The organism is Bradyrhizobium sp. 2S1, assembly GCF_011516625.5.
Lineage (GTDB): Bacteria > Pseudomonadota > Alphaproteobacteria > Rhizobiales > Xanthobacteraceae > Bradyrhizobium > Bradyrhizobium septentrionale.
The window spans coordinates 6,724,063-6,747,456 of sequence record NZ_CP147717.1 but is presented as its reverse complement, the minus strand read 5'-3'; the positions used below and the strand labels follow the sequence as shown (position 1 = coordinate 6,747,456).

The following is a 23,394-nucleotide window of genomic DNA, read 5'->3' as shown; positions in this document are numbered from 1 at the left end:
TGTCGCTGTCGCTTGCGAACCCTGAACCAAAATCAATCGATGAAGACAAACCTTTATCGAGATTGCGTTGAGGTTTGCTCCCCAAACGTCGCTCGATACATGCCTCTTGGTCATTTTACATTACTATGGAGGTAGTCCATGCCGATCGTGCAATTTACTCGTTTTAAAACTGACAAGCCTGACGAGATGACCCAGATTGTTAGGCGGGCGAAGAAAATCTTCGAAAAACACGGTGCTGAATTTCTTCGGCTGTCCCGTTTCCACACTGGCGCGTGGGCGGGAGAGTTACTGGTTACGACGCGCTACTCCAGTTGGGAAGTTTACGGCAAGGTGCAGGAGGCCGTGGCAAAGGACCCGGAGTTCGCGCAGGTGCAGGCCGAGGGGATGAAGATTGCCGAACTACAGGGCCGTAACATCGCTGTTGGCATCGATCTCTAGTCGGGGCGCTGCCTAACGAGCACGTTAAGCGCGGAGGCCGCCGGACATATTGCCAGCGGCCTTCTTTCCATTTCGATGGATTGCACTGCGTTACTCCGCGCCTCGCCAACCAATGTCGACTCAGGGTCATTCGCGTCGGTCTGGGCGTATGCCAGCCACTTCCGGCCACCCTCGATGAGCCGACATATGCAGAGCGCCGGATTTCGTCGAGATGAGCTAGGAACGATCATTCGCCACGAAGATGGGGGGCGGGATATGCCAATTCAGGTATCGAACCAGCCGGACGCCTTTCGAGACTTTGAGCGAAGCGGATGGAACACGGTGTCCGAGGGTTACGAAGCTGGCTTTGGTCCGCTGACCGCCCAGTCGGTTGATGTCACGCTCGATGCAGCTGGGGTCATTGGCGGATGTGACGTGCTCGATGTCTGCACGGGACACGGCGTCTTGGCCCTGGCTGCCACCGAGCGCGGCGCGAAGGTATCCGCTGTCGACTTCTCGGACGCCATGGTTGCCGCTGCCCGTCGGAACGTTCCGTCGATGGATTGCCGCCAAGGGGACGCGCAAGATCTGCCATATCCCGATAATGCGTTCGATGCCGTCGTTTGCGGCTACGGCATCCTCCATGTGCCCGAACCGGACCGCGCTTTGGCGGAAATGCGTCGAGTTCTTCGTCCCGGCGGCCGCGCGGCGATCAGCGTTTGGGAACGACCCTCACCAGCCAATGGCTTCGGCCTTCTCTTGGGGACGGTGAAAGTTCACGGACGTGTTGACGTTCCCCTGCCGCACGGGCCCGATTTCTTCCAGTTCGGCGATCCGGAGGATATGAAGGCCGCGCTTGCGCAAGCGGACTTCTCCGATGTCGCTGCAACTACTGTGGTTCAGACGCTGCTGCTGAAAACTGCGACCGGATTGGTCAATCTGGTGTTGCAGGGAGGAGTAAGGATAAGGGCCCTTTTGCTTGCACAAGACAGCGCAGCTCTCTCGGCAATCAACGCCGCCGTCGCTGAAGGAATGGATCAGCTATTCCGAAAGGGGCACCGCTTCCAGGTCCCCATGCCTGCCATTCTTGGAAGTGGGACAAAGCCGCGGCAGTAATAGGTCCCATCCGATTTCCGATGGAGCAACGTTACGCCAATCGCTTGGCACGGTAAGTATCATCGCGCACTGACACAGGCCATGGCGCGCTCGAACGGCGCGCCGTCCGCCTCGTCGCGGTCGAGGCAATCCGCCAGCGATGCGGCCGACATCTTCTGATCGGTACAGAAGATCCGCATGAAGTCGGCTGCGAGCGCGACCTTGCGCGGTGACGGCTGCCTCGCCCAGTCGCTGCTGCTCAGATAGAGCAAGGACACATCGTCAGCGCTGCTTTCGGCTGCTGCGCCACGCGCGGCTGGCTGCGCCGCCAACACCGCGAGCAGAGCGCACGCCGCACCGATGCGATCCACGCGCCCGCTCATTTCGTTCCCTTGGCCTCGACCGCCGGCGGCACGTCGAGCGCCGGATTGCGATCGAAGAAGTTGAACGGCCTCAGCCGGAAGCCGTGCCACAGGCCGGGCATCACAGGCCAATCCTCGGCGCGCGGCACGTGGCGGAAGCCGACCGTGTACCACAGCACGAGGTCGCGGTCCTCGATCGGCCGCTTCGCCGCGGTCCATTTCGGCAGGCCATCGACCTCGGCGTTTCCGTTCGGATACATGCCCGCCGCGTAGCGCTCGTCCTTGGCGTAGGCCGAACTCCACAGCGTGTAGGCGCTGAAGCCTGCGCGGAGCTGGATCGGATCGTCATTGGCGAGCAATGAGACGTCGGAGTGACCGGGCATCAGCTGATAGCTGGTGCGATATCCCTGTTTGTTGGTCTTGCCCGTGCTCTCGACCCTGAACTGCGCCGCGTTCAGCGGCAGCGTGATCGGCCCTTCGGTCGCGACCGGCTTGCTCTCGACCTGCCAGAGGCTCTTGCGCTGGCCCTGCTCCAGCCGCCGGACGCTGAAGCGATCCTCGACCAGCCGGTTCGGGGTGCCGTCGACGTCCATGTCGATCCGGAACGTCATGTAGTGATCGTGATTGACCGCAAGCAGCCGCTCGTCGACCAACGTTCCGTAGGCGGTATCCTGCGCGGCCGTCGGGTCGCTCAGAGTTTTACTCGCCACGCCCTTGGTCGCATCGATGCCGTAGGCGCCGAGCCGGACGTCGATATTGCCGGCACGGTCGAACACATAGTCCACCAGATAGTCGTAGTTCCCGACCACCGGCGCCATCCGCACCACCAGCTCGTTGTTCGGTCGCACCTCGGCGGTGTTGTTGATCAGCTCGCTGTGGCGCCAGATCGGATCACCGGTCGGGCGCTCGAAGATGCAGACCGCGCCCTTGGAGACCACCGGCATTCCCTTGGTGTCCGAGATCGTCAGGTCGAGGAAATGCGCGCCTTCGGGGCAGTCGGCACCGGGCTGCAATTCGCTGGAGAGCACGCCAAAACCGTATTCGCCGATATCCATGTAGGCGCGGAACGACCAGGTCTCGGCCGGATCCATGTAGGGCACGAACATCTCGCTCGCCGAGATCTGGTAGGCGATGTCGCGCAACGTGCCGTGATCGTCGTAGCGGATCAGCGACAGCACCGCGCCGACGCGCGGCTCGAGCCGGACATGGAACGACCAATTGTCCCAGCGCACCTGCCCGCTCTCGACTTTCACGTTGCTGCCCTGCGGCGCGGTGATTTCGATCGGCTTCGGCGGTTTGCGGAATTTTCCCGAGTCGGAATAGGCGTGCGATGGCGTCTGCGGCGGCGGCGGCGGCACAACGCCGAGATCAGTCACCGACAGCACCGTCTTGCTCCTGAGATCGACCTGGGCGAACAGGTTCTCGATCGGCTTGCCCCAGAGATTGTTGGCGGCGCCCGACGTATCGACGCAGGGAACGTTGAGCAGGCGGCGGCCTTTCATGGCGGGATCGGTCACCGGACCGACCGTCAGCGGCAGGCACAACACGTTGCGGAAATCGGTGATGCCGCGCTTCGCCATCGCGGCGACCCAGCGCGGGTCCTGCTTCGGCAGGTCGCCGGCGGACATCAGCTCGTCGATCGTCAGCGCAGCCTCATGATCCCTGACCTCGTCCCAGCCGAGCAGGCTGCGCGCGGCGAGATCGATGTGCGCTTCATAGAGATGCCCCCCGCTCAGCAGCGTCGCGACGGCGCGGCGCGCGAATGGTTGTCCGGGCCGCCACGCCCGCACCTCGTCCTTGGGATCCTCCTCGATCGTCATCGAGACGACCCGCGTGGTGTCGTCGAACTTGCCGGCCGCGCGGAGGATGTCGGAGATCGAGCGGATCTCGTCTGTGGTGAGCCCGTCCATCGGGTGCATGGCGGCGACCTGCGGCCACATCCGACGCTCAGCTCGCGACGGAAACGGCGCCGCCAGCGTCACCACAACCAGACCGGCCAATGCCCATCCGCCAACCCGCGATATCAGCGCCATTGCGCCCTCTCCTCAAAACTGGAGCCGTCAGAATACAAGCAACGGCGACGGCGTGAAGCCTTATCCGGCCACCTGCTCCGACGGCCCCGGCTCGATCGCGGCCCCCGCCGGGCGCGGCGAGGTGCGGTGCACGTCCAGCAAACGCATGCCGAGGCGGTCGCGCAGGGCCGGCCAGATGCCGCGCGGCGCCACCATCATCACAACAACGGCAATGATGCCGAGCCCAACCAGATACCAGCCGCCGGACAGGCCCAGCGGACCGGTCATCAATTCGCGCAGGCCGAAGAAGATGATGACGCCGAGGATCGGCCCCTCCAGGGTTCCAATGCCGCCGATGATCACGATGAACATCATGTAGACCGACCAGTTGACGTCGAATGCGGCGAGCGGCGCGATGTACAGGTTGCCCATGAAGCTGAGCGCACCGGCAAGCCCGCATCCCGCCGCCGACAGCACGAAGGCGACGAAACGGTTGTGCCGGACGTCAACGCCGACGCTCATCGCCGCGAGATCATTGTCGCGCACGCTCATCAGCCCGAGCCCGAAGCTCGAGGTCATCAATTTATACAGCGCCGCGATGGTCAGAAGCGTCAGGCCGCCCGCAAGCCAGAACATGGTCGGCTCGAACCAGTCGAAATCGATCAGCTTGCTGGTGGCAAGCGGCAGGCCGGAGGTGCCGCCGACCGCCTGCGATTTCATCGTGAAGGCGCCGATGATCTCGGCGAACACCCACATCGCGATCGAGAAATAGGCGTCGCGCAGCCGGAACAGCGGAAACGCGATGATGGCGGCGACCGCGGCGGCGGCGAGCGGCGCCACCGGCAGCACCCAGATCGGCGTCACTCCGAGCCAGTCCGACATCAGGAACAGCGCATAGGCTCCGAACGCGATGAACACCTGATGGCCGAGCGAGACCAGCCCGGCATAACCCGCCAGCAGGTTCCACATCTGCGCCATGGTCAGCAGCAGCAGGCACTCGGTCGCCAGCCGCAGGAAGCCCTCGTTCAGCACGAAGGGCGCACCCGCGATCACCGCGATCAGAACGACGGCGCTGGCCAGCAGAATGGTCCGTGTCGGCATCGGCATCACACCCTGCTCGACACCAGGCCCGACGGCCGGATCAGCAACATGATGAAGAACAAGAGGTGGGCATAGAGCAGCCCTGCATTCGGATCGATCTTCAGCCCGATCAATTGCGCCATGCCGAGCGCGATGCCGCCGAGCAGCGCACCCCAGAACGAGCCGAGCCCGCCGAGCACGACGACCTCGAACGCGATCAGGAGCCGCTCGGCACCCGAGAACGGGGTGAAGCTCGAACGCACCGCGAGCAGCACGCCGCCGATCGCGCCGAGCGCCAGCGACAGCCCCATCACATAACTGTAGACCCGGTCGGGCCTCACGCCGGAGAGGCGGACGATGTCGCGGCGGTCGGCGGTGGCGCGCACGATTCGCCCGAACTCGGTATGGCGCAGCACGAGTTGCAGCGCCATGAACAATAGCGCGGCCAGCACCAGCGTCAGCAACGGCATGATGCCGATATTGAGACCGGCGATCTCGAGGCTGGCGCGGGAGAGTTCGCCGACCTGCAGGCTGCGCACGTCAGCGCCAAACATTTCGACCATCACATTGCGCAGGATCACCGAGACGCCGAAGGTCAAGAGCAACGGCGACAGCGGATCGGGCGACGTCACGACCCGGTTGACGATGAAGGCCTGGTAGAGCCATCCGACGCCGAACGACAGCGCGATCACCGGGATCAGCATCAGCAGCGGCGAGACCTGCGGAAACAGGTTGGCCAGCAGCACCGCGCAGAACGCGCTCAGCACCATGAACTCGCCATGCGCGATGTTGACGACGCGCATCACGCCGAACACCAAAGCCAGCCCGATGCCGAGCAGCGCGTAGAGCCCGCCCAGCAAGGCACCGTTGATCAATGTCTCAACCCAGATCATGTCCCATCAATCTTCTAGTTGCCGAAATAAGCATGCGTCAGCTGTTCGGGCTGCAAGCCTTGCGCCGGGCCGGTCAGCGACACCCGCCCCTTCAACAGGCAATAGATCCGTTCCGACGCCGCGAGCGCGCGATTGACGTCCTGCTCCACCAGCACGACGGCAGTGCCCTCGCCGCGAATGTCGGCAAAGGAGCGATAGATCTGCTCGACCATCACAGGCGCGAGCCCGAGCGAAATCTCGTCGCACAACAGCAGCCGCGGGTTCGACATCAGCGCGCGGCCGATCGCGGCCATCTGCTGCTGGCCGCCGGAGAGCTGGCCGGGAAACATCCGCCGCCGCTCCTCGAGGATCGGGAACAGGTCGAACACCCGCCGCAAGGTCCAGCTGCCCTTGCGCCGGTTCACCGTGCCCATCAGGAGATTCTCCTCGATCGTCAGCGAGTCGAACAGCAGCCGGCCCTCCGGCACCATGATGAGCCCGAGCCGCGAGACGTCCTCGGCCGGCATCTGCGAGATATCGACGCCATCGAAATGCACCGAGCCTTTTCGTTCCTCATTCAAGCCAACTAGTACCTACTGTTCTTAAAGCGTGAGTCGTGATTCAAGGTCGGGATGATACCCGAAGCAAGAGAAGTCCACCTTTCGAGGAAAGATCGCAAGGTGCTTGAGGCGTGTTGCCGCTCCCCGGTGACGTTGCAGCGCGATTTGAAGCGGGCGCGGATAGTTCTGTTGGCGGCGGATGGACGCAGCACTCGGTCGATCGCCAAGGAAGTTGGGGTCCAGCCGCGGATTGTCAGCCTTTGGCGGCATCGCTATGCCGACCAAGGCCTTGAAGGGCTGCAAGACAAGCCGCGACCGGGCAAGCAGCCAATCTATACGAAGGCCACCGACAAGCGGATTCTGAAGCTGCTGGACAAGCCGCCGCCGGACGGGTTCGCACGCTGGACCGGGCCCCTGCTGGCCGGGGCGCTGGGCGATGTTGACGTCCAATATGTCTGGCGGTTCCTGCGCAGCCACAAGATTGACCTCGCGGCTCGTAAGTCCTGGTGTGAGAGCAACGACCCGAACTTTACGGCCAAAGCCGCCGATGTTGTCGGCCTCTATGTCGCCCCGCCCGCGAAGGCCATTGTGCTGTGCGTGGACGAGAAGCCCTCGATCCAGGCTTTGGAGCGAGCGCAGGGTTATCTGAAGTTGCCCAATGGCCGCGCCTTGACCGGCCAGAGCCACGATTACAAGCGGCATGGCACCACAACATTGTTTGCGGCGCTCGAAGTCGCCACCGGAAAGATCATCGCGGCGCATTCAAAACGCCGACGCCGCGTCGAGTTTCTCGACTTCATGAACAGCGTCACCGCGGCTTTTCCGAACCGGAAGCTTCACGTCATCCTCGACAACCTCAACACCCACAAGAAGAACGAGCATTGGCTCAAGGCCCACCCCAACGTGCAATTTCATTTCACGCCGACAAGTGCGTCTTGGCTCAATCAGGTCGAGGTATGGTTTTCGATCTTGCAGGGGCAGTCGCTCAGCGGCACCTCCTTCACAAGCCTCACGCAGCTTCAGGAGCACATCGATGCCTACGTCAACGCATACAACGACAGAGCCGAGCCCTTCGTCTGGACCAAGAAAAAGGTCCGTCAACGCCGTTTCAAAGGCCGCCGTATCACTCAGCTCTGATTCTGGGTACTAGCGCCTTTAGGAACGTCGACTTGCCGGCGCCGTTGGCGCCGACCAGCGCCACCGCCTCGCCGTCGGCGACGGTGAAGTTCATGTCGAACACGGCCTGGAGATCGCCGTAGAAGATCTGCAGGCCATTTACGTCAAGCAACGCCATCGGCCTTCAATCCCATGTAGATCTCGCGCACCACGGCGCTGTCCATGACATCGGCCGGCGGCCCCTCCAGAACCTTGCGGCCGAAATCGAGCACCAGGATGCGATCCGAGACCGCGCGCAGCGCGTGCGGAATGTGCTCGATCCAGATCATGGCATGATCTGTCTTCACCGACTGGATGATGGCGACAAGGCGCTCGACCTCGGGCTCGGTCAGCCCGGCCGCGATCTCGTCGAGCAGGATCAGCTTCGGCTTCGAGGCCAGCGCCTTGGCGAATTCCAGCCGCTTGCGGTCGATCAGCGGCAGCGCGCCCGCGAGCTTGTCCGCCTTGGCGTCGAGCCCGGTCCGCTGCAACACCTGCATCGTCCAGGCGCAGGCTGCATCGCCATGCAGGCCGGCGCCGTAGGACGCAGCCACCAGCGCGTTCTCATAGACCGACAGATGCGGGAACGGCTGCGGGATCTGGAACGCCCGCCCGAGACCCATGCGCGCCCTCTGGTGCGGCGGCAGGCCGGTGATGTCGGCGCCGTCGAGCATGATCGAGCCGCCGTCGGCCGTGAGCAGGCCGACGATCAGGTTCAACAGCGAGCTCTTGCCGGCGCCGTTCGGGCCGATCACGCCGAGACATTCGCCGCGCGCCAGCTCAAAGCTGACGCCGTCGGCGACCACGATCTCGCCGAAGCGCTTGCAAAGCCCGCTGACGCGCAGAAGCGGTGCCATCTCAGGCCAGCTTGGACAGCAATGCGAGATCGGCCTGCTTCGGGATGAACGGCGCGGTGCCGTTGTGCACGATCAGGAGCTCGTATTTCGACTTGCCGCCCTTGGTCCTGCGCCATTGCCCGCCCGACAGCGAGGTCACCGCGACGCTCTTGATCGGGCTGTCCTTGAACTTGACCCGGCCGACCACGGTCTCCATGTCGAGGCCGGCGATCGCATCGCGCAGCGAGTTCTTGTCCTTGGGATCGCTGTTCTGCAGCGCCGCCAGCGCGACCTCCCAGAGCGCGTGGGCGTAGCCGATCGGCTGGGTCCATTGCTTGCCGGTGGTCTTCTCCCATTCCGCGGCGAGATCGCCCGCGCTCTGCCCGGTCAGCGACGACTTGAACGGATAGGCCGGCGTCCACCACACTTCGGTCGACATGCCGTCGCCGCGATCGCCGAGCGCATTCACCGCGCTCGGGAACAGGAACGCCGCCGCCACCGTGCAGATCTGCGGCTTGAAGCCGGCCTGCGCCGCCTGATTCCACAGCGTCACCCAATGATTGCCGTAGGTGAAACCGGAGACGATATCGACGCCGTTGTTCTTGAACGCCGATACCTGATTGGTGAAGTCGTCGGTCGCGATCTGGAATTTGCCGGCGGAGAATTCCTGATAGCCGGCCTGCGCGATGCCGCCGGGCAACCCGACCTTCGGATCGGAGAACGCCTGTCCGGCCGGATTGTCGATATAGAGCGTGCCGACCTTCTTGTTGGTGTCGACCGACTGCCACATGCCGAGGAAGTTCTTGACGACGTCGTCGGCGCCCCAGAAGAAATGGAAGCTGTAGGGAAAGCCCTTGTCCGGCGTCGACTTGCGCGGGAACATCCAGCCCTGCCACGGCACCATGGTCGAGATCGACGGGATCGAGCGGGCGTCCGACAGCTCCTGCACCGGCGCCTGGGCGTCGCCGTCCTCGACCAGGATGAGATCGCATTTTTCGCGCAGCACCAGCTCGCTCGCCACCACCGAGGACCGGTTCGGATCGGACTGGTTGTCCTTGAACACGAATTCGATCTGGTAGGTCTTGCCGCCGATCTTCAGGCCATCCTTCACCCGCGCCTTGATCCGCTCGTGGATCCAGGTATCGGGCTCGGCAAATGGCGCGCGGACGCCGGACAGGCATCCGACCCACCCGATCTTGATCGTGTTGCTCGCGGCGCGCGCGATATTGACCAACGGCACGTTCATGGCAGACACGAGTCCGGAGGCGCCGGCCGCCTTCAACAATGTCCGCCGGTTGAGCCGGCCGGACGAGTTCGTCTTTGAATTCTCGGTCATGTCCCTCTCCCTGAAACAAACTCTGAAGTAAGCTGGCTTTCTTTGAGCATGATCTTTTCGGAAAACCGCTTCACACTTTTCCGGATCATGCTCTAGGCCGCCGATCGCCGGATCGCCGCGCGGCTCACGGCTGCGAATTTGCACAATGTGTTTTCGATGATCTGGCGCGGGATGCCGCGCACGATGAAGACGAGCCGCGAGCGCCGGTCGGCCGACGGCCAGCCGCCCAGCGTGATCGGCGCATGGAAGACGTGCTGTACGCCATGCACCACAACAGGCGCATCGGGCTGCTCGGCGACGTGCACAATCGCCTTGAAGCGCAGCAGGTCCTCGCCTTTGAGCGCCGCGACATAGTCGAGCCAGCGCGCGAACGCGTCGCGCTGGATCGGCTCGTCGATAACAAGGCTGTAGGACGACACGCCTGCGTCGTGCGTGTGGTGGCTGTGATGGGCGCAATCCTCGGCGCCGCAATGGTGATCCCTGTGATCGTGCGTCGCGTTCGCCGCCTGCGAGGCCAGATCGAACCAGCGCACGACATCCGCCGAGCGGGCCGCCGGATCGAACAGCCCGGCATCGAGAACTCTTGCCGGATCGACCATCCCGTTCCGCACAAGAGAGCGCGTCGCCACCGGATTGATCGCCCCAAGCTGCGCATCGAGCCGCGACAGATCATCATCGGCGGCAAGATCGGTCTTGGTGACCAGCAGGCGGTCGGCAACCGCGATCTGCCTGACGGCCTCGCTGTGCGACTCGAGCGTGTGCGCGCCATTGACCGCATCGACGGTCGCGACCACGCCGTCGATCCGGTAGCGACCAATGACATCGGGCGCCGTCATCAGCGTGTGCAGCACGGGCACGGGATCGGCGAGCCCGGTGGTCTCGACCAGCACGCGGTGGAACGGCGGGATTGTCCCGGCGGCACGACGCGCTGCGAGATCGGCCAGCGTCTCGATCAGATCCTCGCGCACCGAGCAGCAGATGCAGCCATTGTCGAGCAGCGCCAGGCGGTCCTCGCTGCTTTCGACCAGCAGATGATCCAGCGCCACCTCGCCGAACTCATTGATGATGGCGACAACGCCGCCAAGCTCCGGCTGGCGCAGCAAATGGTTCAGCACCGTGGTCTTGCCGCTGCCGAGGAAGCCGGTCAGCACCGTGACCGGGATCTGATCCACTGCTCCCATCACGCCCCCCGCTGGTAGACCTTGCGGCCCTCGAAGAAGGTCATCTCGACCCGCGTGTCGGCGAGCTGATCCGGCGGGATGTCGAAGATCATCTGGTCGAGCACGATCAGGTCGGCCGATTTGCCCACCTCGATCGAGCCGATCGACCGGCCGAGCCCGGCCGCGCGCGCGGCATCGATGGTGTAGATGTCGATCACGGTGGCGAGATCGAGCGCCTGCTCGGCCCACAGCGACTTGCCGGGAAAATCCCCGGTCGGATTTTGCCGGGTCACCATGCCCTCGATGCCCTGCCAGGGATCGGGGATCGGGATCACCGGCCAGTCCGAGCCGCCGGCCATCAGCGCGCCGGCCTCTTTCAAATCCTTGTTCGGCCAAAAGCGCTGCGCACGCTCCTCGCCCATCGCGGCCTTGTGCGCCTCGAGGAAGATGGTCGGATACCAGATGATCGGCGACAGATCGGCCGCGACGCCGAGTTCGGCGAAGCGCGGGATGTCGCCCGGCGCGATGTAGCTCGCATGCGCGATCTGGTGCACCAGTTGGGTCGCCCCGTTGAAGCTGCGCACGACGTCGATCGCATCGAGCGCCTGCGTCACGGCGGCATCGCCGGCGCAATGGATCTTTGCGGCGAGCCCGAGCTTCTCGCAGCGTCCGAGCCAGCGGATCAGGTCAGGCACCGTCAGCATCGTCGAGCCGCGGAAGCAGCAGCCGCGCACGGGATCGGCGATGTAAGGCTCGTGGAACGCCGCGGTCTTGGCGCCGGGCACGCCGTCGAGGAACACCTTGACATAATCAGGCTTCACATGCGCGCCGCGATACGCTTCGCGCAGCGCGAACAGCTCCTCGCCGGCCTTGCCGAACATGAAGCCCGGCTCGACCACCGGCATGGCGCAGACCGCCCAGGCGGTGAGCTCCCCGCGGTCGTCGAGCCCCTTCAGCGCGGCCATGATCGGCTGCATGCTGGCGGCGTCGATGAAGGCGGTGACGCCATAGGTGTTGAGGACTCCGATCGAGCGCGCCACCGCCGCGCGGTCCATCTCGGCTGTGTAGTGCCCGGAGGCGGCGAGCGCCCGCTCGACCAGGCCCGAGGCGGCCTCGATCATGATCCCGGTGAGCGTCCCGCTCTTGAGGTCGCGGCCGATCTCGCCGTCGGTCGGGTTAGGGGAATCGGCCTGCACGCCGGCAAGCCGCAACGCCGCGGAGCTCGCCCAGCGATTGTGATAGCTGTCGTCGCGTAGCACCACGGGATGCCCGAGGCATGCCGCATCCAGCAGCGCGCAGGACTCCGCGGTGTTCATCTCATTCAGCAGATTGTTGCCGAACTGCCCGCCGACGATCCAGGCGCCGGGCGCCGCCGCCGACGCCGCCTTGTACAGGGTCTCGGCGATCCTTGGAATGCTGTCGGCGTTGGAGAAGCGCAGCTCGTAGAGATCGGCGTGCCCGCCCATCATGATGTGATTGTGGATGTCCACGATGCCCGGCATCGCCATCCGGCCGCCGAGATCGACGGTCGCGGTCCCCTCGCCGACCAGCTCCGCAACATCGCGTTCGTCGCCCACGGCGATGAACCGGCCGGCCTTGACCGCCGCGCAGGTCGCCCAGGGCAGCTCACGGTTCGACGTGTAAATCCGGCCGTTGCGGAAGACCGTGTCGGCGAATGTCCTGCTCATATGGATCAACTTCTCGATTGGGGAAGCCTGCAGCGATCAGCCTTTCGCCGCGCGGTGCACAGGGCTGAACCGCGCACGACGCCAGCATGATGGCCAAAGGTTCGGCATGTCGGCGTCAGGAACAATCCACCGTCCGGTGGATGCACCCGTCCTGCCGGGCTCAGGTGATGGAAACGGGCAGCCATCGGGAAGCCGCGCGATCGACGCGGCTCCCTTTTGACGTGCCTGGCGGGGTATGTCGGCGCTTGCGCTACTTGGTGAACATCGGCCGCTTCGGCGGCGTCGCTGGCTCATCCGGTGCCCAGAGACGGAAGCTCAGATTGGCGAACACCGAGTAGCCCTTGGTGATCGACGCCGTATCAATTCCGGGCGGGCCGGCGGTGCCGCCGGAGGCGTTCGAGGAGAACTCGTGCGTTGCCCAGACGGTTAGCGCTGCCGGTCCGAAATTGTAGCCAACGAGGCCGCCGCCGGCCCAGATGTTATACCGGTTGACGTTGATCGCGCCGTTAGCGCTCGACGTGTCGTTGGTCACCTGCCCGGCGTAATAGGCGATGGGACCGACGGTCCAGTTTCCAATCGTCTTGGTGGCCGTGAACTCGGCGTGGAGCACGTCGCCGGAGCGATAACCGGTGATCGAATTGCTGGTGTTGATCTCCTGAAACAGGTTCGCCGTCAGATTCCAGCCATCCTTCAGGTAGGACACCACGAACTCGGGCTGAAACGTCCACCAGGGATTGCCGACGTTGCTCAAGCCGGCCGGCCCGCTGATCGAGCCATTCGGCATATAGATGCCGAGTCCCGTCTTGATGAAGAAGCCGCTATCGCCGAGCTTCCAGCTCAGTTCGGCCGGCACAATGTAGGTGTTGTGCATGCCGGCCTGCTGGATGTTCACCGGCGAGCCGACATCGGCCATGATCCAGGGCTGCACGATGACCGCATCGTAGGTTGCACCGAGGAATGTCCAGCCCGGCACCCACAGCAAGCCCGACGCCTCGACCGCCGCATGCACCGGCGTCGCCGCCCCACCGACATTCGGCGCGCCCGGCCCGACAATGTTCGACTGATAGGTGAACGCCTGATTGAAGCTGTAAAGCCCGGGCGGCGGCGCGCCGGCCGTTCCACCGCCGAGCGTAATGCCCGGCTTCTGCGCCCAACCCGCGTAACCGAACTCGAATGCGTTGGCTGATGTCATGCCCGCCGCTGTCACGGCAAGCGCCGCGGCCGTAAGTCGTCCGTTGAAGTTCATGTTGCCCCTCCGTCCCCGATATCGCTGCGCCGCGACGCGGCGCTGCAAATCCGGGCAAACCTAGGAAAGGATCTCCGGCGTGCGTTATCCGGAATCGGCAGACCCGCCGACATGGCAAATGAAAAAGTCGTAGCGTGGGGCGGAAAGCACGTTCTGAACGGTGCGCGAGGGCAACTCGTCAAACAACAGCCGATAATTTTCGGTGAAGCGGCTCCAGTGCCAGAAACCCCACCGCGCCGCCACGTCGCCGATCGAGATCGGCCGGCCCGCCGCAGCAAGCGCGCGCAACTCGCGGCGCACGGCGTTCAGCCGCAGCGTCCGCAGATATTGCGACGGCGTGAGACCGAGCGCATCCCGAAAGCAGGCCTGCAACGTCCTGCGGCTTACACCGGCGATGCGGCACAAATCGGCGATGTTGGGCGGATCGTCGACATGCGCGAACATGTAGTCGCTGACGCGATCGACCAGTCTCTTGTGGGCGGTCGCCGCCCTGACCTCTGCCCGCGACGTCTTCGACAGGATTTCGGCGAGCGCGCCGACCACCATATCCTGGAGAGATGCGCGCGTGCGACAAAACCCGATCGTCGTCTCAAGCTGATGACCTGGATCGCAGATTTCGCGAAAACCCTGTTGGAGCGCCGGCAATCCCGGCCCACCGAATGAATGGTGCGGTTGCCGATAGCCGGAAACGAGGTCCGCGGACTGCGTCTCGCCGAGCGCGTCCAGCGATGACGCAAGATGATCGCGCGCGATCGCAATCGATACGACGTCCAGCAGGGTCGGCGTCACCAGCGGCGGCAGATCGACGCCATCGTTGAGCAATACATCGGGAAACGCCAAGGAGCGGCCGTTGAAATGTCCGTCGCTTGACGCCGCCAGCGGCAGGCTGAACACCAGAGCATCCGGCCACGCCGTACCTTGCTTGATCAGCGCTTGCGTCGTGGTCTCCCTGACGATCTCAAGGCTCTCGAGCCGGATCCTCACCAGACGTCCGGCGAACCGTCCCGACGACACCTGATCCATGCGCAACTTCCAGCCACCGAACCGGCCGGCATGCTCCGCCGCGTCGGCGGACTCCCCCACCGACACGTCGATTGCCCTGCCAGACTCTGCTTCGGAAATCGCTGCCATGAAGCGCTCCCCGACGCCGAGCTTCGGCGAACGCGGGGTGCAGCAACAATCAACCCTTGGATGGACGATTTATATCTTTCCAGAAACAATTCGCGGCCACGGCCGACCTTGGTCAGAAGCCCAGCGCCAGCCCGTCCTTGCGGTGATCGGAAGCTCCGAACAGAACGCCCCTGGCATGGTCGATGCGGATCGCCTGGCAGCCGCCGATCGGCTCCTCGGAGAAGCGCGCATCGTGGCCGCGGGCGCGCAGCTCGTCGCGGATCGCGGGCGATATCGTCGTCTCCAGCGACAGCACGCCGTCGAAGGCAAAGGAGCGCGGCGCCTCGGCCGCCGCCTGGATGTCCATCTTCATGTCAAAAATGTTCGAGAGCAGATTGGCATGACCCGCCGCCTGGTAGTGCCCGCCCATCACGCCGAACGACATCACGGTCTTGCCGTCCTTGCGGAGCAGGCCGGGGATGATCGTGTGCATCGGGCGCCTGCGCGGCCCGAGCGAATTCGGGTGTCCGGGTTTGGCGCGAAAGCTCCAGCCGCGGTTGTGCAGCAGGACGCCTGACTTCGGCGCGTAGATGCCGCTGCCGAACGGATAGAACAGCGAGTTGATCAGCGAGACGGCGTTGAGGTCGCGGTCGACCACGGTGACATAGACGGTGTCACGGTGCTCGATGTCATCCCAGGTGGCAGGTGTGGAGGCCCGCTTCATGTCGATCTTGCTGCGGATCGTCTCGATATAGTCATCGGCAAGAAATGCGGCCGGATCGACGTTGCTGACGGCGGGATCGCAGAAGAAGGCGTCGCGCGCCCGGTAGGCGGCCTTGGTCGCTTCGGCGAGCAGATGGATGCGATCGGCCTGCGCGAGCGCTGCGACGTCGAAGCCCGCGAGCGTCCGCAGGATCATCAGCGCCGCGAGCCCCTGCCCGTTCGGCGGACACTCGACCACGTCATGGTCATGATAGCGCGCCGAGATCGGGCGCACATAGTCCGAGATCTGTGCGGCGAAATCCGCAGCGCTGTGCGCCCCGCCCAGCCCGCGCAAGATGCCGGTCATCTCGTCGGCGGCCTCGCCCGCGTAGAAGGCGTCGCGCCCGTGTTGCGCGATCCTGCGCAGGGTAAGGCCGAGCGCAGGTTGCGTACGGATGTCGCCAACCTCCGGTGCCCTGCCGCCGGGAAGAAACTGCGCCGCCGCATTGGCGTCGATCTCGATGCGAGCCCGGAAGCGGCGCCAGTCCTCGGCAACGCGCGGCGTCACGCAAAAGCCCTGCTCGGCGGCCGTGATCGCCGGCCGGAAGATCTCCTCCAGCGGCTTGCTGCCGTGATCGGCCACCAGCCGGCACCATGCATCGATCGCGCCGGGCACTGTCACCGCCTCCGGCGCAGTCGGCGGAATGTCGCGCGCACTGCCCGCGGCAAATTTCTCTGCATCGGTGCCTTCAGGGGTGCGACCCGATCCGTTCAGCGCAATCGGCGCGCCGTCCCTTGGCGAAACCAGCGCAAAGCAATCGCCGCCGATCCCGGTCATCTGCGCTCGACCACGCCCTGCACCGCGACCGCCGCGACCGCGGCATCGACCGCGTTGCCACCGGCCTTCAGCATCTCGACCGCGGCGAGCGTCGCCTGCGGGTGCGAGGTTGCGGCCATGCCACGCTCGGCAACCGCCACCGAGCGACCGATGGCCATGAAATCACGCATGTCGGATCCTCTGATGTTGCGAGCGGCAGCCGCTCGCCAACATTGTCGAAAACGACACCGGTCCTTGGGGAAATTTCGGCCTGCGCGGGCGGGTGCAGCAATCAACCGTACGGTGGATCGGGTGACGCGGACGAGGCCGGCCTGCGGCTGCGCGCTTGCCGCGTGCGACAAAACAACCCGACGGGCAACTCAGCAAAACGCGTCAAGCCCTCGCAGCAAAAATATTTCGGTTTATCGGAATTGCAACTCAGTGTATGGTTCGCCCGTCTCACCCGATCGAGGGGCGCTTCGCGATCGTCACGAACGCGGTGTGAGATGCGGTGGACGCTGAGATCACGACGGACGAAGCGTGATTGAGGCGGACGGTGAAGTCGTGTGGTCCTGACGCCCTAGCGGCCGGTGTCCCCTTGTAAGACGCAATTGCGTCTTGCGAAGGCGGTGACAAGCAAGCCCAGTCTCGCCGGGGAGAGCACGAAGTAAGCCGTAACCCATCGCGCAGGGAAAGCCGGAGTTTCTGGTTACACCTGTGGTCCTACCCCCGAGCTTTCTACCCTTTGCTCGGGGCCCATGGGTGCGATCGGCACCCGGCTTTCCCTGCGCCCTCTGCTCAAGAGAGGGTGGAACGAAATCCAAAGCTCGGACGATTCATGTCGCGAGAACGCGAAGTTGCGTCCCCACCCACACTGTCATCGCCCGGCTCGACCGGGCGATCCAGTACGCCGCGGCCCATCCACTCAAGCACAACTGTCTCTGGAATACTGGATCGCCCGGTCAAGCCAGGCGATGACACCGAACAAGCGGTTTGGCAGTTGAATCACAGCGCCCGCGGCCTAATGCGGCCGCGACATCAGCGCGACAACCGCCGAGCGGGTCTCGACGCCGAGCTTCTCGAAGATATGGATCAAATGCGTCTTCACCGTCGCGAGACCGATGCTCAGGCACTCGCCGATCTCGCGATTGGTTCGGCCGCAGCACAGCAGCTCGACGACCTCCATCTCGCGCGAGGTCAGTCCGTACCGCGGCGGCTCGTCGGCATTGGACGACAGGCGGCTGGTCAGGTTGAACTCGAGATAGTCGTGGATCTTCTCGGCGATGTGCATGCTGCCGTCCGGAATCGCGCAGCCCGGCGCCCAGAGCACGCTCATTCCGGCCACGATCCGGTCGTTGCGGCGGAAGAAGAACTCGATCATGTCGGCGACGCCGCATTGGCCGGCGAAGGCGCGGTAGGTCGCCGCCTCCTGGGTCGCGCATTGATCGAGCGCGACGCTCAGCCGGGCAATCGGCCGGTTGCTCGCGGAACGCGGATGCAGCGGATCGAGCCGGTTCATGCCGGCAAGATACTGATCGTGGAAGCTCGGCGGCACGTTGCTGCTGAGCACGAAGCGGTTGAGGGTGAGGTTGCCGTCGACCTCGTAGAACGCGGTCGCGGACCCCTCGAGAATGCCGCGCGCGAACTGAATGGCCTGCGTGGTCGCCGAATCCGGTCGGCCCAGAAGCGCGATCATGACCTACCTCCCGATGTTTCCCGATGGCGGACGTCTGCGCGTCGCATGCTCGGCACGCTGGGACAGACGCAGGGCTTAGTCAAGCAATTTGCGGGCCAAGCCCGCGCCACGCACATCCTTGAAACGGTTACACCGGGGTAACCCGGCGGCCACCTCCACCATCCGGTTGATTGCGAGCGGCGCGGCGCATGCGGAACTTTCGTGAAACTTCCAATGGCATTGCTGGATCAACAATGAATTCGCGTCGCATCATGGCCGCCTTCCCTCCGGCGGCCGACGAACAAGTCACGCTGGCCAATTGGCGTCAGCATCCCTACAGCGAATGGGCGTTCCGCAACGTGCGCGAGCTCTTGCCCACCGCAAACATCGCGCGCGCCTCAGTGCCGGCGCCGCTGTCCTTTGCGCCGCGCTATCTCGACGACGTCAGCTTCGCAAACCCGCGCGGCGAGGCGGTCGGCGTCGGCCAGGCATTGCGCGCGAGCCACACCGACGGCATCGTGGTGTCGCATCGCGGCGAGATCGCGTTCGAATGGTATGCCCACGGCCTGACACCGGGCACCCCGCATTTGATCTTCTCGGTCAGCAAGTCGGTCGCCGGCACACTTGGCGGCATCCTGGCCGATCGCGGCAAGCTCGACCCCGACGCGCCGGTGACGCGCTACATCCCGGAGATGGAGGGATCGGTCTATGGCGACGGCTGCACGGTGCGGCATCTGCTCGACATGAGCGTCGGCATCCGCTTCGACGAGGATTACATGGCGCGCGACGGCGACGTCATCAACTACCGCCGCTCGACCGGCTGGGAGCCGCCGGATCCTGCCATTCCGCCAAGCAATCTGCGCGACTACCTGCGCACGCTGCGGCCAAACGGCACGCCGCATGGGCAGACCTTCCACTACGTCTCGACCAACACCGACGTGCTGGGCTGGGTCTATGAGCGCGCCTGCGGCATCTCCTACGCGAAAATCCTCTCCCACTATCTGTGGCAGCCGATGGGCGCCGAGCACGACGCCTACATCACGGTCGATTCCCGCGGTGCGGCCCGCGTCGCCGGCGGCGTCTGCGCGACATTGCGCGACCTCGCCCGTTTCGGCGAGATGATGCGCAATCACGGCATCAGCAACGGCCGACAGGTCGTGCCGGGATGGTGGATCGACGACATCAGGCACAACGGCAATGCCGAGGCGTGGTCGCGCGGCGACCTGACGAAGGTGTTTCCAAACGGCAACTACCGCAACAAGTGGTACACGCTCGACCGGCGCGAAGCCCCGTTTGCCGCAGTCGGCATTCATGGCCAGTGGATCTACATCGATCCGGTCAATGAAACCGTGATCGCGCGCGTCTCCTCGCAGCCGCTGCCGATGGATCTCGATCTCGATCACATGTGGATGCGCGGCTACCGCGCGATCGCGGCCAGGCTCAGCGGCCAGGCCTGACAGGTTGCGACAGGGGACATCATGGGACCATCGATCAACCGGCGCACCCTTCTGCAGATCGGCGCCGGCGCGAGCCTCGGCGTTGCGATGCCGCGCATCGCGCGGGCCAGTTCGAAGACGATCACTGCGGTGATGCATGCACCGCTGCGCGCCACCGACCCGATCATGACGACGGCGTGGACGGCGCGCAACCATGGCTACATGATCTATGACACGCTGTTCTCGACCAATTCGAAACTCGAGATCAAGCCGCAGATGGTCGAGGCCTGGGAGGTCTCGGCCGACAATCTGACTTACACGTTCCGTCTGCGCCCCGGCCTCAAATTCCATGACGGCAGCGCGGTGACGTCGGCCGACGTGATCCCGTCGCTGCAGCGCTGGGCCAGGCGCGACACGATGGGCCAGAAGCTGTTCGAGTTCGTCGTCGAGCTGAAGAGGGTCGACGAGCGCACCTTCCGCATGGTGCTGAAGGAGCCGTGCGGCTTCGTGCTGGCGGCGCTCGGCAAGCCGACCGCCAACGTGCCCTTCATCGTGCCGGCGCGGATTGCCGCGACACCCGCCGACCAGGCCATCACGGATCATCTCGGCTCCGGGCCATTCCGCTTCGTGACGGCGGAATTCCAGCCCGGCGTCAAGGCCGCTTACGAGAAGAATCCCGACTACATTTCGCGCGACGAGCCATCCGACGGGACCGGCGGCGGCAAGGTCGTGAAGATCGGCCGCTACGAATGGATCAGCGTGCCCGATTTCCAGATCGCGACCAACGCGCTGATGAACGACGAGATCGACTATTTCGAAGTGCCGCCGCACGACCATCATGCGATGCTGGCGCGCGCCGCGAATGTCGAGCTGACCGATTACAATACGCTTGGATTTTCCGGCATGTGCCGGATGAACTGGCTGGTGCCGCCGTTCGACCGGCCGGAGATCCGCCAGGCCGTGCTGCACGCCGTGAGCCAGAAGGACTGGCTCGACACCCAGATCGGCAATCCCGACTATTACAAGATCACGCCCGCGATCTTCGTCGCCGGCACACCGTTCGAAAGCGCGGTCGGCTGGTCGACCAAGGCCGATACGGCCAAGGCGAAGGAGCTGCTGAAGCAAGGCGGCTACAAGGGCGAGCCGATCACGATCCTGCACGCGACCGACGCGCCGATCATCACGGCGCTCGGCACCGTCACCGCCGAAGCGCTGCGCGCGATCGGCATGAACGTCAACCTGCTCGCGATGGACTGGGCGTCGGTGGTGGCGCGGCGCGCCAAGCAGTCGATGCCGGCCGAGGGCGGCTGGTCGCTCTACCACTCGACCTGGGCCAGCGCCGATTTGATCAATCCGATCGGCAACGCCTGCGTCAACGGCAAGGGCAAGAACGGCGGCTTCTTCGGCTGGGTCGAGGACGCCGAGCTCGAGCGGCTGCGCGACGGCTTTGCCCGCACCGCGGCGCCATCCGACCAGAAGGCGCTCGCCGACAAGATCCAGGCGCGCGCCTATGAGGTGGTCACCCACGTGCCCACCGGGCAATACAATCAGCCGGCCGCGACGCGGAAGGCGCTGAAGGACATCGTCCGCGCGCCGGTGCCGTTGTTCTGGAACGTCGACAAGACCGGTTGACGGCGCTCTATTCGACGAGCGGCCGCCGCGTATGCCAATCCGTCACCGACTGGAACGCGCAACCGGCGCGGACCAGCAAGTCTTCGGAGAGATGCGGACCGACCAGCTGCATGCTGAGCGGCATCTTGTCCGACGCCATGCCCATCGGCAGCGTGATGGTCGGGCTGCCCGAGAAGTCGAACACCGCGGTGAAACGCAGGATGCTCAACAACACCGTGGGATCGGCGCCGTATTCGCTCATCTTGGTGAGCGTCGGGATCGGCACCGGCATCGTCGGGATCAGCAGCAGATCGATATCCTCGAACATCGCAGCGAGGCTGCCGCTGAACTTGAGCCGTTCGCGATGGATCGCGGCAATATCGACACCACTCACCGACCTGCCCTGCTCGATCACCTGGGCGAGGTCCGGTCCGTATTCCGACTTCCGCGACGGGTAGGTGTCCAGATGCGCCTCAGCCGTCTCCACCGAGCACATCGGAATCCACTGGCTGACGAGCCTTTGATAAGGCGGGAAATGCACCTCACGGATGTCGGCACCGAGAGCGGCGAGCGTGCGCTCGGCTTCCAGCAAGGCGACCACGACCTGCCGATCGATGCCTTCCTGGGTGTACCTGCGATCGACGCCGATCCTCAAGCCCCTTATGCCATCGCCCGCTCCGGCCAGATAGTTCGGCACCGGAGCGCGCAAGGCGGTCGGATCGTTGACGTCAGCGCCCGCGATGACGCCGAGCATCGCGCCGGCATCCGCAGCGCTGCGGCACATCGGTCCGACGTGATCGAGCGAATCCGCCAACGGGAAGATGCCGTGCCGGCTGACGCGGCCCCAGGTCGGCTTGATTCCGGTCAACCCGCAGGTTGCCGACGGAAACCTGATCGAGCCGCCGGTATCGCTGCCGATCGAGCCGTAGCAGAGGCCGGCCGACGTCGCGACACCGGATCCGGTCGACGAAGAGCCGACCCAATAGTCCACATTCCACGGATTGAGTGGCGCCTGGTCGGCGGGATGGTGGCTGGTATAGGCCCCCTCCGTCATCTTGAGCTTGCCGAGCGTCACCGCGCCGGCAAGCTCGAGCCGGTCCACGATCGTGGCATTGAAGGACGGCACGAACCTGGCGTGGATCGTCGTGCCAGCCGCCGTCGGCGCAAAATTCGTGTAGCAGAGGTCCTTCAACCCGATCGGAACGCCATGCAGCGGGCCGCGCCAGATGCCCTTGGCGATCTCTGCATCGTATTGCTTGGCCTGGGCCATCGCCCGCTCCGCGAGCACGAGCGCGTAGCCATGAAACTGGCCATCCAGCTTCGCGATCCGGCCCAGGATCGCCTCCGTGACCTCCGAAGGCTTCGCCTCCTTGCGGAGGAACAGCTCGGAGATCTCGGTGATGGATTTGTAGTGCAATGGATCCGCTGACATGTCGATGTGGCCCCGGCTAGAACTGGACACCGCGCGTCAAGGCGCCGTCGACGACGAGGTTGGTCCCGGTGATGAAGCTCGCCGCCTTGCTCGCCAGGAACACAGCGGCGTTCGCCATCTCCTGCGGCGTGCCCATCCGGCCGGTCGGGTTGAGCGCCAGCGCGGTCTTGTACAGTTCGGGATTGCCGTCCTTGATCATGTTCCAGACGCCGCCCTCGAAATAGGTGTTGCCGGGCGACACCGAATTGGCCCGGATGCCCTTGGCGGCGAGCTGGTAGGCGAGGCCCTGCGTGTAGTGGATGATCGCGGCCTTGAACGTCCCGTAAGGACCGCTGGCAAAATCGACCTCGCGCCCGGACACGCTGGAGATGGTGACGATCGCAGCGGCCTTGCTCTTCTCCAGATGCGGCATCGCGGCGTTGACGAGCCGCACCGTCCCCATCATGTCGGTGGAGAATTCCTTCTCCCAGCTCTCCTCGTCCTGGCCGATCGAGAGCGCGCTGACATTGGCGACCACGACGTCGATGCCGCCGAGCTTGGACGCCATGTCAGCGACCCAGGCCTTCAGCGCCGGCCCGTTCGAGACGTCGACAGCGCTGCCGAACGCGGCAACGCCCTTGGCCTTGATCGCGGTGACCGCGGCGTCGACGTCAGCCTGGTTGCGCGCACAAATCCCGACATTGGCGCCCTCGGCCGCAAACGTATCGGCGATTGCCCTGCCGATGCCCTTGGTGCTGCCGGTGACGAGAACCTTTGCTCCCTTGAGTCCGAGATCCATGTCCATTCCCTCCA

20 protein-coding genes and 1 pseudogene are annotated in these 23,394 nt (G+C 64.6%); 5 read left to right on the top strand and 16 right to left on the bottom strand.

Annotated features, from left to right (window positions below; genetic code table 11):
• Positions 1–138 precede the first annotated feature (138 nt).
• Positions 139–438, top strand: a complete 300-nt coding sequence (locus tag HAP54_RS31735; protein WP_029080595.1) for a hypothetical protein — start codon at positions 139–141, stop codon at positions 436–438.
• Positions 439–612: 174 nt separating this feature from the next.
• Complete coding sequence (locus HAP54_RS31730) at positions 613–1,533, top strand: class I SAM-dependent methyltransferase (RefSeq protein ID WP_166294156.1); 921 nt, start codon at positions 613–615, stop codon at positions 1,531–1,533.
• Between the two features lie 59 nt (positions 1,534–1,592).
• On the opposite strand, the gene HAP54_RS31725 is transcribed toward HAP54_RS31730, so the two are convergent.
• From HAP54_RS31725 to HAP54_RS31705, 5 genes are read right to left on the bottom strand one after another with little or no spacing between them, the layout of a single operon-like run.
• Positions 1,593–1,895 carry a hypothetical protein gene (locus HAP54_RS31725; RefSeq protein WP_166294154.1) on the bottom strand — a complete coding sequence of 101 codons (303 nt, stop codon included), beginning with the start codon at positions 1,893–1,895 and terminating at the stop codon, positions 1,593–1,595.
• Complete coding sequence (locus HAP54_RS31720) at positions 1,892–3,907, bottom strand: tyramine oxidase (RefSeq protein WP_166294152.1); 2,016 nt, start codon at positions 3,905–3,907, stop codon at positions 1,892–1,894. The genes HAP54_RS31725 and HAP54_RS31720 overlap by 4 nt, the downstream gene beginning before the upstream one ends.
• A 60-nt stretch (positions 3,908–3,967) precedes the next feature.
• A complete protein-coding gene (locus HAP54_RS31715; RefSeq protein ID WP_210297514.1) occupies positions 3,968–4,993 on the bottom strand; it encodes a branched-chain amino acid ABC transporter permease in 1,026 nt (341 codons plus the stop codon).
• Positions 4,993–5,859, bottom strand: coding sequence for a branched-chain amino acid ABC transporter permease (locus HAP54_RS31710; RefSeq protein ID WP_166294148.1), 867 nt, complete (start codon positions 5,857–5,859; stop codon positions 4,993–4,995). The genes HAP54_RS31715 and HAP54_RS31710 overlap by 1 nt, the downstream gene beginning before the upstream one ends.
• Positions 5,860–5,873: 14 nt before the next feature.
• Positions 5,874–6,419: an ABC transporter ATP-binding protein gene (locus HAP54_RS31705; RefSeq protein ID WP_224741700.1), complete on the bottom strand. Its 546-nt coding sequence runs from the start codon at positions 6,417–6,419 to the stop codon at positions 5,874–5,876.
• A gap of 51 nt (positions 6,420–6,470) precedes the next feature.
• Here HAP54_RS31705 and HAP54_RS31700 point away from each other — a divergent pair, with 51 nt between their 5' ends.
• On the top strand, positions 6,471–7,535 hold the full coding sequence (locus tag HAP54_RS31700) for an IS630 family transposase (protein ID WP_166204319.1): 1,065 nt from the start codon (positions 6,471–6,473) through the stop codon (positions 7,533–7,535).
• On the opposite strand, the gene HAP54_RS31695 is transcribed toward HAP54_RS31700, so the two are convergent.
• The 9 genes and pseudogenes from HAP54_RS31695 to HAP54_RS31655 all read right to left on the bottom strand — a co-directional run bounded on the left by HAP54_RS31695 (position 7,522) and on the right by HAP54_RS31655 (position 18,144).
• A complete protein-coding gene (locus HAP54_RS31695) occupies positions 7,522–7,686 on the bottom strand; it encodes an ATP-binding cassette domain-containing protein (RefSeq protein WP_283843180.1) in 165 nt (54 codons plus the stop codon). The genes HAP54_RS31700 and HAP54_RS31695 overlap by 14 nt on opposite strands.
• Positions 7,679–8,410 (bottom strand): ABC transporter ATP-binding protein, encoded by a 732-nt coding sequence (locus tag HAP54_RS31690; RefSeq protein WP_166294146.1) that lies wholly within the window; start codon positions 8,408–8,410, stop codon positions 7,679–7,681. Before HAP54_RS31690 ends, HAP54_RS31695 begins: the two co-directional genes overlap by 8 nt.
• Position 8,411: 1 nt before the next feature.
• The gene (locus tag HAP54_RS31685; RefSeq protein WP_224741701.1) at positions 8,412–9,725 is read right to left on the bottom strand and encodes an ABC transporter substrate-binding protein; all 1,314 of its coding nucleotides are present in this window, start codon (positions 9,723–9,725) and stop codon (positions 8,412–8,414) included.
• A 92-nt stretch (positions 9,726–9,817) separates the two neighbouring features.
• On the bottom strand, positions 9,818–10,906 hold the full coding sequence (locus HAP54_RS31680) for a CobW family GTP-binding protein (RefSeq protein ID WP_166294144.1): 1,089 nt from the start codon (positions 10,904–10,906) through the stop codon (positions 9,818–9,820).
• Positions 10,906–12,573 carry an amidohydrolase gene (locus HAP54_RS31675; protein ID WP_166294142.1) on the bottom strand — a complete coding sequence of 556 codons (1,668 nt, stop codon included), beginning with the start codon at positions 12,571–12,573 and terminating at the stop codon, positions 10,906–10,908. The genes HAP54_RS31680 and HAP54_RS31675 overlap by 1 nt, the downstream gene beginning before the upstream one ends.
• 250 nt (positions 12,574–12,823) lie before the next feature.
• Positions 12,824–13,819 carry a SphA family protein gene (locus tag HAP54_RS31670; protein WP_166294140.1) on the bottom strand — a complete coding sequence of 332 codons (996 nt, stop codon included), beginning with the start codon at positions 13,817–13,819 and terminating at the stop codon, positions 12,824–12,826.
• Positions 13,820–13,903: 84 nt separating this feature from the next.
• Positions 13,904–14,950 (bottom strand): helix-turn-helix domain-containing protein, encoded by a 1,047-nt coding sequence (locus HAP54_RS31665; RefSeq protein WP_166294138.1) that lies wholly within the window; start codon positions 14,948–14,950, stop codon positions 13,904–13,906.
• A gap of 112 nt (positions 14,951–15,062) precedes the next feature.
• Positions 15,063–16,639, bottom strand: a pseudogene (locus tag HAP54_RS31660) (gamma-glutamyltransferase family protein).
• Positions 16,640–17,469: 830 nt separating this feature from the next.
• The gene (locus HAP54_RS31655; RefSeq protein WP_166294136.1) at positions 17,470–18,144 is read right to left on the bottom strand and encodes a helix-turn-helix transcriptional regulator; all 675 of its coding nucleotides are present in this window, start codon (positions 18,142–18,144) and stop codon (positions 17,470–17,472) included.
• A 233-nt stretch (positions 18,145–18,377) separates the two neighbouring features.
• Here HAP54_RS31655 and HAP54_RS31650 point away from each other — a divergent pair, with 233 nt between their 5' ends.
• Together HAP54_RS31650 and HAP54_RS31645 are read left to right on the top strand one after the other, a co-directional pair.
• Positions 18,378–19,580, top strand: coding sequence for a serine hydrolase domain-containing protein (locus HAP54_RS31650; RefSeq protein ID WP_166294134.1), 1,203 nt, complete (start codon positions 18,378–18,380; stop codon positions 19,578–19,580).
• A gap of 21 nt (positions 19,581–19,601) precedes the next feature.
• Positions 19,602–21,191, top strand: a complete 1,590-nt coding sequence (locus HAP54_RS31645) for an ABC transporter substrate-binding protein (protein WP_166294132.1) — start codon at positions 19,602–19,604, stop codon at positions 21,189–21,191.
• 7 nt (positions 21,192–21,198) lie between these two features.
• Here HAP54_RS31645 and HAP54_RS31640 read toward each other — a convergent pair whose 3' ends face one another.
• Both HAP54_RS31640 and HAP54_RS31635 read right to left on the bottom strand, forming a co-directional pair.
• The gene (locus tag HAP54_RS31640) at positions 21,199–22,602 is read right to left on the bottom strand and encodes an amidase (protein ID WP_166294130.1); all 1,404 of its coding nucleotides are present in this window, start codon (positions 22,600–22,602) and stop codon (positions 21,199–21,201) included.
• 16 nt (positions 22,603–22,618) lie between these two features.
• Positions 22,619–23,380 (bottom strand): SDR family NAD(P)-dependent oxidoreductase, encoded by a 762-nt coding sequence (locus tag HAP54_RS31635; protein ID WP_166294128.1) that lies wholly within the window; start codon positions 23,378–23,380, stop codon positions 22,619–22,621.
• Between the last annotated feature and the right edge of the window lie 14 nt (positions 23,381–23,394).